This is a genomic window from Nonomuraea sp. NPDC050394 (assembly GCF_044459065.1).
Taxonomy (GTDB): Bacteria; Actinomycetota; Actinomycetes; order Streptosporangiales; family Streptosporangiaceae; genus Nonomuraea.
The window spans coordinates 1,111,043-1,122,921 of the sequence record NZ_JBITIO010000001.1; the positions used below are offsets into that span (position 1 = coordinate 1,111,043).

The 11,879-nt window shown below is 68.5% G+C and carries 13 protein-coding genes; 8 read left to right on the forward strand and 5 right to left on the reverse strand.

Annotation, left to right across the window (positions count from 1 at the left end):
* Window positions 1-10 precede the first annotated feature (10 nt).
* The 6 genes from ACIBKY_RS05600 to ACIBKY_RS05625 all read left to right on the forward strand — a co-directional run bounded on the left by ACIBKY_RS05600 (window position 11) and on the right by ACIBKY_RS05625 (window position 6,339).
* Window positions 11-1,393: an MFS transporter gene (locus ACIBKY_RS05600; protein ID WP_397094661.1), complete on the forward strand. Its 1,383-nt coding sequence runs from the start codon at window positions 11-13 to the stop codon at window positions 1,391-1,393.
* 240 nt (window positions 1,394-1,633) lie between these two features.
* On the forward strand, window positions 1,634-2,545 hold the full coding sequence (locus ACIBKY_RS05605; protein WP_397094662.1) for a hypothetical protein: 912 nt from the start codon (window positions 1,634-1,636) through the stop codon (window positions 2,543-2,545).
* Entirely contained in the window at window positions 2,542-3,633 is a 1,092-nt protein-coding gene (gene ltaE / locus ACIBKY_RS05610; RefSeq protein ID WP_397094664.1) for a low-specificity L-threonine aldolase, read from the forward strand. The genes ACIBKY_RS05605 and ltaE overlap by 4 nt, the downstream gene beginning before the upstream one ends.
* Window positions 3,602-4,492 carry a cupin-like domain-containing protein gene (locus ACIBKY_RS05615; RefSeq protein WP_184975563.1) on the forward strand — a complete coding sequence of 297 codons (891 nt, stop codon included), beginning with the start codon at window positions 3,602-3,604 and terminating at the stop codon, window positions 4,490-4,492. The genes ltaE and ACIBKY_RS05615 overlap by 32 nt, the downstream gene beginning before the upstream one ends.
* Window positions 4,493-4,517: 25 nt before the next feature.
* Complete coding sequence (locus tag ACIBKY_RS05620; protein ID WP_397094666.1) at window positions 4,518-5,036, forward strand: CGNR zinc finger domain-containing protein; 519 nt, start codon at window positions 4,518-4,520, stop codon at window positions 5,034-5,036.
* A gap of 7 nt (window positions 5,037-5,043) precedes the next feature.
* Entirely contained in the window at window positions 5,044-6,339 is a 1,296-nt protein-coding gene (locus tag ACIBKY_RS05625; protein WP_397094667.1) for a pyridoxal phosphate-dependent aminotransferase, read from the forward strand.
* A 117-nt stretch (window positions 6,340-6,456) separates the two neighbouring features.
* Here ACIBKY_RS05625 and ACIBKY_RS05630 read toward each other — a convergent pair whose 3' ends face one another.
* From ACIBKY_RS05630 to ACIBKY_RS05640, 3 genes are all read right to left on the reverse strand, one after another.
* Window positions 6,457-6,870: a hypothetical protein gene (locus ACIBKY_RS05630; RefSeq protein WP_397094669.1), complete on the reverse strand. Its 414-nt coding sequence runs from the start codon at window positions 6,868-6,870 to the stop codon at window positions 6,457-6,459.
* Complete coding sequence (locus ACIBKY_RS05635; protein WP_397094670.1) at window positions 6,845-7,546, reverse strand: hypothetical protein; 702 nt, start codon at window positions 7,544-7,546, stop codon at window positions 6,845-6,847. Before ACIBKY_RS05635 ends, ACIBKY_RS05630 begins: the two co-directional genes overlap by 26 nt.
* 202 nt (window positions 7,547-7,748) lie before the next feature.
* Window positions 7,749-7,976 carry a hypothetical protein gene (locus tag ACIBKY_RS05640; RefSeq protein ID WP_397094672.1) on the reverse strand — a complete coding sequence of 76 codons (228 nt, stop codon included), beginning with the start codon at window positions 7,974-7,976 and terminating at the stop codon, window positions 7,749-7,751.
* 122 nt (window positions 7,977-8,098) lie between these two features.
* Between ACIBKY_RS05640 and ACIBKY_RS05645 the strand changes: the two genes are divergently transcribed.
* Entirely contained in the window at window positions 8,099-9,244 is a 1,146-nt protein-coding gene (locus ACIBKY_RS05645) for a helix-turn-helix domain-containing protein (protein WP_397094674.1), read from the forward strand.
* Window positions 9,245-9,551: 307 nt separating this feature from the next.
* A complete protein-coding gene (locus ACIBKY_RS05650) occupies window positions 9,552-10,046 on the forward strand; it encodes a hypothetical protein (protein ID WP_397094675.1) in 495 nt (164 codons plus the stop codon).
* 2 nt (window positions 10,047-10,048) lie between these two features.
* On the opposite strand, the gene ACIBKY_RS05655 is transcribed toward ACIBKY_RS05650, so the two are convergent.
* Window positions 10,049-10,666 carry a dihydrofolate reductase family protein gene (locus ACIBKY_RS05655; protein ID WP_397094677.1) on the reverse strand — a complete coding sequence of 206 codons (618 nt, stop codon included), beginning with the start codon at window positions 10,664-10,666 and terminating at the stop codon, window positions 10,049-10,051.
* A complete protein-coding gene (locus ACIBKY_RS05660; protein WP_397094678.1) occupies window positions 10,663-11,874 on the reverse strand; it encodes an RNA polymerase sigma factor in 1,212 nt (403 codons plus the stop codon). The genes ACIBKY_RS05655 and ACIBKY_RS05660 overlap by 4 nt, the downstream gene beginning before the upstream one ends.
* Window positions 11,875-11,879 lie beyond the last annotated feature (5 nt).

Below are 11,879 nucleotides of genomic sequence, written 5' to 3' on the forward strand. Positions count from 1 at the left end.
AGGCCCCAACGTGAGACGACTGCCCGCCCTGGGCGTCTGCCTGACGGCCGCGTTCATGTCCGGTCTCGACGTGAGCATCGTCAACGTGGCGCTGCCGTCCATCCAGGAGAGCCTGCGCGCCAGCGAGGACGGCCTGCAGTGGACGCTGTCCGGGTACGCGCTCACGTTCGGGCTGCTGCTCGTGCCCGCCGGGCGGCTCGGCGACGCGCGCAGCCGGCGGGCCGTCTTCATGGTCGGCGTCGCCCTGTTCACGCTGGCCAGCACCGCGTGTGGATTCGCGCCCACGATGCCGCTGCTGATCGCCGCCCGGCTGGTACAGGGCGTCGCGGCCGGCATGCTCAACCCGCAGGTGTCCGGGCTGATCCAGCAGATGTTCCAGGGCCAGGAGCGCGGCCGGGCCTTCGGCGCGTTCGGCGCCACGATGGGCATCGCGACCGCGGCCGGGCCCACGATCGGCGGCGCGCTCGTCACCGCGTTCGGGCACGAGGAAGGCTGGCGGTGGGTGTTCCTCGTCAACCTGCCGATCGGCGTCATCCTCCTGCCGCTGGCCTGGAAGCTGCTGCCGCCCGGCGTGAAAGGGCGGCAGGAGAGCATGGACCCCGTCGGCGTGCTGCTGCTCGGGATGGGCGTGTTCGGCCTGCTCCTGCCGTTCGTGCAGCAGCACCAGTGGGAGGGGCGGGCCAAATGGCTGCTCGTGCCCGCCGCGCTGGCCGTACTGGCGCTCTTCGTCGCCTGGGAACGCCGCTACAAGCGTGAGCCGCTGATCCAGCTCGGCCTGTTCGCCAAACACTCCTACAGCCTCGGCGCCGTCATCGCCCTGTTCTACTTCGCCGGATTCACCGGCATCTTCTTCATCTACACCCTCTACCTGCAGAACGGCCTGCACTACACCCCGCTCCAGGCAGGACTGGCCATCACCCCGTTCGCCATCGGCTCCTCCCTGGCCGCCATCGCCGGCGGACGCCTGGTCGGGCGGGCCGGGCGGCTGCTCGTCGCCGTCGGCCTCGCCGTCGTCATCGCCGGACTCGCCGCCACCATCGTGGTCACCGGAATCTGGACCGGACCCGAACTCGGCTGGGCCAACGCGCCGACCCTGCTGATCGCCGGCCTCGGCAGCGGGCTCGTGATCGCGCCCAACCAGGCCATCAGCCTGTCGGAGGTGCCACCGGTCAACGGCGGCAGCGCCGCCGGCGTACTCCAGACCGGTCAGCGGCTGGGCTCCGCCTTCGGCATCGCCGCCACCGGGTCGATCTTCTTCGGCGCGCTCCACGCCGGGTGGCCCTCGGCGTTCCGGCACGGGCTCCTGGTGGTCATCGCCTTCGTCGCCGTGGCGCTCGCCGCCGCCGTCTTCGACTTGGTCCACAGCAGGAGTACGGCCCGCCGCACCGGATAGCCGGATCTTGCAACCGACCCCCCAAACCCACTTCGACCTGCGACTATCGCCGCGCGTTCGGGGCGATAGCGAAACGGTAGTGGGACGATGCCCGCCCGCTTGAGCCTGAGGCCAGTTGATCCACAGGAACCAGCCCAATACGGGTGAGGCGAAGGAGACGCAGGCCATGTTCACCGCCAAATTGACTCGGACTCTCCGGCTTCTGGTATCGCGCTCCGCCAACAACCCCTGGGAATAACGGTGTCGATCCACGTAGAGGTGCCGGCGATCTCCGAGGCGCTCGGGACCGGACAGGCGTGCGGCACCTTCGGCGAACTGCTCCAAGGCGCGCTGGCGGACCCGCAGGTGGACTTCCTGGTCACCCTGCCGATCGAGGCGGGCAGCACCGCCCGCTTCCGCTACGACCGGCGCACCACCGACATCCGGGTGGTCCCCGGAGACCGGAAGAAGGCCAGGTCGCTGGCCCGCTCGATGCTCACCGTCCGCGGCTTCCGCGGCGGTGGCGAACTCCACGTCGACACCGACCTGCCCATCGGCAAAGGTCTTGCCAGCTCCTCCGCCGACCTCGTGGCCACCGCGTGGGCCGTGGGACGGGCGCTCGGCGAACTGCCCACCCCGGGCGAGATCGAGGAGCTGATGCGGAGGATCGAGCCGTCCGACGGCGTGATGTACCCGGGCACCGTGGCCTTCCGCCACCGCGACGTACGGCTCCTCGAACACCTCGGCCACCTGCCCGACATGACCATCGTCGGCGTCGACGAGGGCGGCAGCGTCGACACGGTCGCCTTCAACCGCGGCCACCGGCGCTTCTCCGACTCCGCCCGGCAGGAGTACCAGCGGCTCCTGGACACGCTGCGCGTCGCGGTCCCCGCCGGTGACACCGCCGAGATCGGCCACGTGGCCAGCAGGAGCGCCGCCATGCACCAGCGGATGCACCCCAAGCGCATGCTCCGCGACGTCCTCGGCATCTGCGGCGCCGTCGGCGGCCTCGGTGTCGTCACCGCGCACAGCGGCACCATGCTCGGCATCCTGCTCGACGAGGCCGACCCCGACTACACCGCCAAGCTGGGGAAGGCGATCGGCGAATGCTCCGCGCTGGCCGGCGGTTCCCACCTCTTCCGCACCGCCCGCCCGGCTAGGAGGCCGATGTGAGTTCCCCCAAGCGGCGAGTCGAGCTACGCAGCGACACCTTCACCCTGCCCTCGCCGCGGATGCTGGAGGCGATGGTGGCCGCCGAACTCGGCGACGACGTCTACGGCGAGGACCCGACCGTCAACGCGCTGGAGGTCCTGGCCGCGCGGCTGCTCGGCAAGGAGGCCGCCTGCTTCATGCCCAGCGGCACCATGAGCAACCTGGCCAGCATCATGACCCACTGCCCGCGCGGCACGAAGGTCATCGTCGGCGAGGAATCCGACATCTACGTGTACGAGGCCGGCGGGGCCTCGGTGTGCGGGGGAGTGATCTACCACCCGATCCCCAACAACCTCGACGGCACGATGGACCTCGACGCCATCGCCGCCGCCTTCCCGCCCGACTCCGACGATCCGCAGTTCGCCCTGCCCGCGCTGCTCTGCCTGGAGAACCCGCAGAACCACCGGGGCGGCAAAGTGCTGCCGGCGGCGTACCTGCGCGAGGTCACGGACTTCGCCCGGGAGAACGGCCTGACCGTGCACATGGACGGCTCGCGCATCTTCAACGCCGCGCTGGCCGCCGACGTGCCCGTCGCCGAACTGGCCGGCTACGCGGACTCCGTCATGTTCTGCCTGTCCAAGGGGCTCGGCGCGCCGGTCGGCTCGATGGCCGTCGGGACCGGGCCGTTCATCCGCGACGTGCGCCGCCTGCGCAAGATGCTCGGCGGCGGGATGCGGCAGGCCGGCGTACTGGCCGCGGCCGCGATCGTCGCCCTGGAGAACAGCGGCCGGCTGGCCGAGGACCACGAGAGCGCCCGGCGGCTCGCCGACGGCCTGGAGACCATCCCCGGCATCGCGGTCGACCGCGCCGAGCCCGGCATCAACATGGTCTTCTTCCGCGTCCTCACCATGGACAACCCCACGTTCATCGCCGCCGCGCAGGCCCAGGGCGTGGCGCTGGCCGAGCTCGGCCACGGGCAGATCCGGGCCGTGACCCACTACGGAGTCGAGCCCGAGGACATCGGCTACGTGCTCGACGTGATCCGTTCGATCCTCACCGACTCCACCAGGAGGAGCCATGCCGATCACAAGCCCGTACTCGCCGGTTGACGTCCGGCCGCAGCTCTCCGCCGAGGAGTTCTACGCCGAGTACGTCAACAAGAAGCCGGTCCTGATGCCCGGTGCCCTCGCCGAGCTTCCGGCCGCCCAGCGCTGGTCGCTGCCCTACCTCGCCTCGATCGCGCCCGACCTGCCGGTACGGCTCAAGACCGGGCGCGTGGCCGAGGGCAAGACCACGACCGTCCGGCTCGACGACTACTCCAAGACGGTCACCGCCTGGGAGCAGCGTGGATCCGACGACGTGGAACGGCCCGCGTACCTGCACGACGTGCCGCTGCTCACGTTCATCCCCGAACTGCGGCAGGACCTCGAACCCTTCCCCGGCCACCTGTTCCCCGCGTTCTTCCGCGACAACTGGGCGGTCTTCCCGCAGTTCTTCGTCGGCCCCTCGCAGGCCGTCACCACGCTGCACTTCGACACCCTGCTCACCCACAACCTGTTCTTCCAGCTCGACGGCAGCAAGCGCTTCGTCATGGTCGCCAACGAGGACCGCGACCGCTGCTACACCTACAACTGGCGCTGGGCCGAGGTGAACCCGGAAGACCCCGACTACGACCGCCACCCCGACTTCCGCGGCGTGCGCGTCATGGAGGCGCACGTCCAGGCCGGCGACCTGTTCTACATGCCGCCCGGCACCCTGCACCAGGTCTCCTCGCTCAGCTCCTCGGTGTCGTTCAACATCGACTGGCACGACAAGGTCAGCGCCCTGCGCGGCATCGCCGCCGTACGCCACGGCATGCCGCGCCAGAACCTGCGCTACAACCTGCTCCTCGCCCTCGGCGTCTACGGCCGGGTGCCGCTCAAGGTGCTCATGCCGGCCCTCCGGTCGTACTTCACCTACATCTCCTAATCTTCCTTTCCGGCCGGGAGAACGCATGCTGTTCAGCCAAGACCTGATCCGCTCGCTGGCCACCGCGGTCGACCTCGTCAACACGCAACTCGTCACCGTCGCCGACCTGGTCGCGCTCATCGAGCGCCGCCAGGTCGGATACCCCGACGAGCTGACCGGGGCCGACCTCGAAGCCGTCCGCGGCTCGCGGGAGGAGTTCCACCACGTCTTCATCGCGCCCGACCAGGGCGTCGAGCGCCTCAACAAGCTGCTCGGGCGGACCAGGCTCACCCTGCGGCTGTCCGAGTACGACGGCCAGCGGCTGCGCCTGCAACACCACGCCGGGGAGGCGCCGGTGGCCGAACAACTCACCGCCGACTGCGGGCTCGCCCTCGCGTACCTGTTCGTCCAGGGCGAGCAGACGCGGCTGCGGACCTGCGCCGCCGAAGGTTGCTCCCGGGTCTTCGTGGACGCCTCACGCAACCGCTGCCGGGTGTACTGCGACAGCCGTACCTGCGGAAACCGCGCCCACGCGGCGGCACACCGAGCACGTCGCCGGACCTAGGGACGATATGAGCGCCCATGCTTTCCCGCCCTCGCCCAATCTGGCCCTCGACGAACTCGTCAACCACAGACGTCGGGCCGGGCAGCCACTGATTCACCTGGGGTTCGGCGAATCGCAGCTGCCCGTGCCCGACTTCCTCGCCGACCGGCTGCACGCCGGCGCGGCCAGGAACCGCTACGGCCAGATCGGCGGCGAGCTCGACTGCCGCGAGGCAGCCGCCGGCTACTTCACCCGCCGTGGCCTGCGCACCCACGCCGACCAGGTCGTCATGGCACCCGGCAGCAAACCCGTCCTGCTCGCCCTGATGGCGGCCCTGCCGGGAGCCGTCGTGCTGCCCCGGCCCTGCTGGGTCACCTACGAGCCACAAGCACGGCTGTTCGCACGCGAGGTCGTCGGCGTGCCCGTGCCGCCCCAGTGCGGCGGGGTACCCGACCCGGACCGGCTCGTCCCCGCGTTGCGGGCGGCACGACGAGCCGGTCTGAGACCCCGCTCCATCGTGCTCACCCTGCCCGACAACCCGACCGGCACGCACGCGCCCGCCGCCGTGGTGCGCAGGCTGGCGGAGATCGCCGACGACTGGGACCTGCTGGTCATCTCCGACGAGATCTACCGCGACATCGTGCACCCGCCAGGCGACGCGATCACCAGCCCGGCAGAGTTCATCCCCGACCGGACCGTGGTCACCTCCGGGCTGAGCAAGAGCCTGGCGCTGGGCGGATGGCGAATCGGCTTCGCCCGCTTTCCTGACACGGTGGACGGGCTGGCGCTGCAAAGCCGCGTCATCGGGCTGGCCAGCGAGATCTGGTCGTCCTTGGCCGGCCCGATGCAGGAAGTAGCCCGATACGCACTGTCTGAACCGCCGGAGCTGAGACGGCACCTGGCAGCCAGCACAAGGTTGCACGGCGCGGTGGCAGGGGCGGTACACGAAGTGATGACAGGCGCGGGCGCGGCCGGCCGCCCACCAACAGGAGGCTTCTACGTCTACCCGGACTTTGCCCCCATCCGCAGCAGACTGGCCAAGATGGGCATCCGTGACTCAGCCTCCCTGGAACGCCATCTATTGGACCGGGTAGGCGTGGCGGTCCTGGGCGGCCACCACTTCGGCGACGACCCCAAGGCGCTCCGCTTCCGCGCGGCGACCAGCATGTTGTACGGCGAGAGCGACGAGGAACGCTGGCTGGCCCTGGAAAGCACAGACCCGGTGGCCTTGCCCCACATCGAACGCATGCTGGACAACCTGACCGACGCCTTCCACACGTTGACCGGCGTATCCACCCGGCCCGCAGTGGCCGCGCTCCACTGAAAAGCACGGTGTTCCGCTTCGCTCCACGCGTTCTTCCAGTCGAGCCGGGGGCTCGACCCCGCGCCGGACCTCGCTCCGCTCGGGCTGCCCTATGAAGCGCTTTCGCCCACAGGGTGGTCAGCGGCGTGGGCGGAGCCGTTCGAGCCTGTCGGTGTGAACGGCGTCGATGAACGGTCCTGGTGTGTCAGACGCGGCGAAGACAGCGACCTGGTTGGCGATCAACCGCTCGGCGTACTCAGCGGAGGTCAGGTCTCCGCGGGTGATGACAAAGCAGCGGGCTTGATGTTCGACGACCGCATCGATCTCGGCCTGGCGGTAGCGGATGCGCTTGTCCTTCATCAGCACCGCCCAGCCCCTCCGGGCGCTTTCCTCGATCCAGCAGGCGTCGGCGACACCTTCGTCTTCGGGCACACCGTAGTGCTCGGCGAGCGTGATGAGATCCCGTCCGGCAGCGCGGAGCAAGCCGGGAACGGCCACTCGTCCCAGGCTGCGGTCGACGAAGAATTTACGCGGCTGTTCGGGTGGCGACACGGATGACGTCTTCGACCTCTTCCCTGCTCAGACCAAACTCTTCAGCGACGATGTCGACGGGCTCTCCGGCTTGGAAGAGATCAATGAGGTCTTCCAGTTTGGCGCCGCCACGCACGAGCCGGGGACGGCCGAAAGCGTGGTCCGCGTTGACGCTCACATCGGCGACGCGATACTGCGGGAGCGTGATGCCTTGGGCGTAGCCGTCGGCGGCGAAGTCGATCCGACGTAGATAGCTGGCTACGACCTCGGAGAAGACCCGTTGATTGTTACGGACGACGACCAGTTCTCGTGCCGAGTCATCGCCCACATGCTCGGCGTAGTCATAGAGAACCTCGGCACCGTCGGTGAAGAGCCGGCGACTTGCCAAGGCGTGTTCGAGACCCAACTCGCGCTGAATTTCATCGATGGCGGGACGGATCCGCTGGAGTGGAACGCCCGCTTGACGGAAGGCGGCCAGCGCGTAGCCCTCTGCCAAACCGATGAACGGCACAGACGCTTCGTGAACGCGGTCAGGTCGCCTGGCCGTGATCACCGGCCTGGCATGGACGGTCCGGCCGTCACGCTGGCGTCGCCGGTAGCCGAAGGCCCAGCTGGCGAAGGTCGATGAGGGTACGGAGAGGTAGTTCGCCGCCTCGGCTATGCCGTACAGCGGTGTTGTGAACCGGTCGACCGCCATGCCCACCCCCGATCGCCCCTCATGATGCTGCATACCCGGCGGGTGTGTCCTGAACTCCGCTCGAATTTCGATCTCTGATTCTACTGATCAGCCTGGCGCGGTCCCGGCCTTCTAGCTGATTTCCTCGCGATCGTGATGGCTCGTGTCGGCGCTGGGCGTAGGTAGCTTCTCAGCTCATCACGGCCGCCAGGGCCCGGACCGTCTATCCGGCGTGTTCGCCGCCCGGCAATAGCCGGTTCAGCGCGGTGTTCACGAGGTCGCCGAGGGCGTGGAGGTCACTGATGAGCCGTTGGCGCTCCTGGTGTTCCCACTCCATGATTGTCTGTTCGATGGTGCGGTGATTTCTGCCCAAGGTCAGGACCACGACTCGGCCTTGGTGGGTGCGACGGGCGATGGTGTTACCCACGATGTTCCACGTGTCTGCGGACATGGTCTCTCCTCGACGGTGTCGAGAGCCCATGCTGGAGAGCTGCTTTCGGTGGGGCCAGTAAGAGGATTGCCCAGAGCAATGGGGCGATGGATTCGCATTGCTCTCGGCTATACGCTCAAATCGTGGAAGCGCGCACACTCCCCGCCGCCCTCAAGGCGATCATGGAACAGCGCCAATGGACCCAAGCGCAGCTGGCCGATGCGCTCGGCGTCTCTCAGACGTGGGTTTCTCATGTGTCCAGGGGAATGAGGGACACGACCATGGGGAAGGCGATCGAGCTGCTTTCCCGGGTCGGCTGGCAGGTTCGGATGTCGCCGGAAGTGGAGGAGCCGGTGGAGCGTCGTGAATTTCTGACCGCTGCGGCGTCGGTGATATTCGTGCCGAGTGGCCGGGCAAGTGCGAATCCCTATGAGGACGCGGAGTATGTGAACACCCTTGCCGACAGTATGGCCCGTGGGCGTTATGAGCTGGGCGGCATGCCGCTGATGTCCAAGGCCCTTGGGCATGTCCACAGGGTCAGGGAACTCGTCGAGCGGGTGCGGGGAGCCCGGCTTCAGCAGGCGCTCTCCAATCTGATGTATCAGGCGACGCTGGTGCTTTATGACGCGGGAAGGCCCGGTCACGCTGAGCACACCGGCCGGGTCGCGCTTGACATGGCGGTTCTTGGTGCGGATGCGGACGGGCAGGCGCGGGCCTTTGATGCTTTGAGTCGCGTTTGTCTTGAGCGGGGAGATCATGCGAGAGGAGCTGCCTTCGCGCGAAAAGGCCTGGGGCTGCGGGATCTTTCCGCGAGCCGGGTCGCGTCGCTGAACATGCGGCTGGGGCGCTGCTTGGCGGCTGTTCCCGGGCGTGAGGATGAGGCGAGAGCGGCGCTGGACCGGGCGTTGAGTGTGAACGGGCTGGGGTCCTTCGCGGCTGCGGCCATGGTCGGCGATGTGGCCATCGGGATGGGACAGCTGGATCGGTTCGATGATGCCAATCGTCTGCTGGGAGACGCGGCGGAGAGGATCGGCCGGTGGTCGCCGTTGTTTCGGGCTCAGTATCTCGGCAGGCAGATAATCACGATGCTTCGCGCAGGCGACGTGGAGTTCGCCGGTGATCGGATGAACGAGCTGGCGCGGGCCATTCCCTTTGTCTCTTCCGCGCGGGTTAACAACCGGGTGGTGGAGATTCTGGACGCGTCGGCCAGATGGGGCCGGGTTCAGGGAATGCGGGCCGCGCGTGAACAGCTTGCCGCCGTGCGGGTGCCGGTCCCTCGATCCACCTGACATCGCGTCTGCCCGCCTGGCCGCCGTCTTGTTGAAGCGTCCCGGGTGAACCACGCAAGTCGGGACACGATTTGGCGGGTGGTCTTGTTCATGGCGAGTTCGAGTAAGGGGTAATTGGGTCTGCACCGGAATGATGGACGGCGGAGGTCGCGATTTTCCTTGGGAGATTGCTCGTTCGTGCCAGGCTCCTTGCGGATTCCTATTACGTTGGTTCGGCGCGGATGCGTTGGCGGAGGAGCGCGACTGGTATTTGAGGTGGTATGTGAGCGGACGCAGGCGTTTGCAGCGGCCGTGGGATCCGGCCTGGATGAAGATCGCTGCGCTTGCCGCCGGGGTCTCCTCGGTCGTCATTGCGATCTTGAGTTTCATGGGTGACGAGAAAGGGCGGGCGACGGTCGCGCGAGAACCGTCTCCAACGTCGTCCACGCAGCGTCATGAACCCGTGGAGGTGACCGGCTCGGCGGGTTCCGGAGGCGCGGTCCCGGATCGTTTCATCGGGACCTGGGTCGGACTGGTTGACGACGAGGACATGAAAACGCCGTTTCCGGTGGAGATTCTCCTTCGGCAGGGTGGACTGGGCCAGACCATAGGGAACGTCCACTACGAGTCGCTCAGGTGTCAGGGCGTCGTCCGGCTCTATGAAGCCTCGTCGCGAGAACTCTCGGTCCAGGAAAGCCTTTCCGTGACCACCGACATGTGCGACGAAGATCTTGTGACGCTGAGATATGAAGCGAATGGAACTCTTGGCTACAGCTATGGAGACGGGGAGGGGCGTGCGGTGTTGAGGAAGCAGGAGCCGTAGCTTCAGGCGTCGGCTCTCGCGTACCGCGGGCGGCCGGCGGGGCGGTAGATCTGGATGGTGTTCCCCTTCGGGGTGGAGCGCGATTCCACCAGGTCCAGCGCCATGTCCGGGCCGGTGCCGGGAAACAGGCGGGTGCCCTGGCCCAGGATCACGGGGCTGATGAGCAGGTTCATCTCGTCGACCAGCCGGTTGGCGAGGAGCCAGCGCAGCAGGGTGCCGCTGCCGTGCACCTGTAGTTCGCCTCCCGGCTCGGCCTTCAGGGTCGCGATGGCGCTCGCGAGGTCGGCGGACAGGACCGTGGTGCCGGGCCACGTCGCCGCGGTGAGTGTGGTCGAGGCCACGTACTTGGGCTTGGTGTTCAGGGCCACCGCGATGGGGTTGCCGCCGGGGTCGGCGGCCATCGCGCCCCAGTGGCGGGCGAAGATCTCGTAGGTCCACCGGCCGAACAGGTAGGCGCCGGCGCGCGAGTAGACCTGGTTCAGGAACGTCCCGGCTTCGTCGTCCCAGGTCGGCGCCTGCCATCCGCCGCGCTCGAACCCGCCTCTGCGGTCCTCGTCCGGCGCGCCGAGTCCCTGCATCACTCCGTCGAGGGTGAGCATCGTGGTGGTGGTGATCTTCATGATCGTGGTTCCTTTCGGGTTGACCGGGCGGCCAGGCGTGCCCGCCGGGTTCGCAGGAAGGTTCGTTCGGTGTCGTTGGTGGCCAGGGCGATGGCCTCGTCGTAGGCGGCCGCTGCCTCGGCGGTGCGGCCGAGGCGGGTGAGCAGGTCCGCGCGGGTGGCGGGCAGCAGGTGGTAGCCCGGCAGGTCCAGCTTGTCGATGGCGGCCAGCGCCGGGGCCGGCCCGTGAACCTCGGCGACGGCGACCGCGCGGTTGAGTGCCACGATCGGGGTCGGGGTGTGCAGGAGTAGCTGGTCGTAGAGGGCCAGGACCTGTGTCCAGTCGGTCGCGGGGCCGTCGGTGTGCACGGCGTTGATCGCGGCCTGCAACTGATACGGCCCCGGCCGGGCGCGGCGCAGGCACCGCCGTACCAGCTCATGGCCTTCTGCGATCAGTTCGTGGTTCCACAGCGAGCGGTCCTGCTCGGCGAGGACCACCAGCTCGCCGGAGGGTCCCACGCGAGCGGGCCGCCGGGCCTCGGTGAGCAGGAGCAGGGCCAGCAGGCCGATCGCCTCCGGTTCGTCGGGCATCAGCTCGGCCAGGGCTCTGGCCAGGCGGACGGACTCCAGGCACAGGTCGGTGCGGAGCAGCGTCCCGGTTGTGGAGGTGTAGCCCTCGTTGAAGACCAGGTAGAGCACGGTGAGTACCGAGGTCAGGCGCTCGGGGAGTGCGGCCGCCCCGGGCACCCTGTAGGGGATTCCGGCGTCGCGGATCTTCTTCTTCGCGCGGACGATCCGCTGGGCGATGGTCGCTTCCGGCACCAGGTACGCGCGGGCGATCTCCGCCACCTCCAGCCCGCCGAGCAGGCGCAGGGTGAGCGCGGTCCGGGCGAGCGGCGACAGCGCGGGGTGGCAGCAGGTGAAGATCATGCGGAGCTGGTCGTCGCGCACCGGTCCCACCTCCTCCGGTTCGTCGGGCTGGTGCAGCAGCAACGCCTGCGCGTGGCGGGCCTCGCGGGTGGATTCCCGGCGCAGGCGGTCGATCGCCCGGTTGCGGGCGGTCGTCACGATCCACGCACCGGGGTTGGGCGGCGTCTGGTCCCACTTCTGGACGGCTGTCGCGAACGCGTCCTGCACGGCCTCCTCGGCCAGCCCGATGTCACCGAGCAGGCGCGTCAGCGTGGCCACGCATCGGCCGTATTCGGCCCGGTAGACGCCGTCCAGATCCATCCGCG

Coding starts and splice junctions, on each gene's coding strand:
- ACIBKY_RS05640 (WP_397094672.1), bottom strand. CDS start 7,976: ATGTCCGCAGACACGTGGAACATCGTGGGTAACACCATCGCCCGTCGC.
- ACIBKY_RS05655 (WP_397094677.1), bottom strand. CDS start 10,666: ATGAAGATCACCACCACCACGATGCTCACCCTCGACGGAGTGATGCAG.
- ACIBKY_RS05625 (WP_397094667.1), top strand. CDS start 5,044: ATGAGCGCCCATGCTTTCCCGCCCTCGCCCAATCTGGCCCTCGACGAA.
- ACIBKY_RS05650 (WP_397094675.1), top strand. CDS start 9,552: ATGAAGATCGCTGCGCTTGCCGCCGGGGTCTCCTCGGTCGTCATTGCG.
- ACIBKY_RS05615 (WP_184975563.1), top strand. CDS start 3,602: ATGCCGATCACAAGCCCGTACTCGCCGGTTGACGTCCGGCCGCAGCTC.
- ACIBKY_RS05660 (WP_397094678.1), bottom strand. CDS start 11,874: ATGGATCTGGACGGCGTCTACCGGGCCGAATACGGCCGATGCGTGGCC.
- ACIBKY_RS05620 (WP_397094666.1), top strand. CDS start 4,518: ATGCTGTTCAGCCAAGACCTGATCCGCTCGCTGGCCACCGCGGTCGAC.
- ACIBKY_RS05635 (WP_397094670.1), bottom strand. CDS start 7,546: ATGGCGGTCGACCGGTTCACAACACCGCTGTACGGCATAGCCGAGGCG.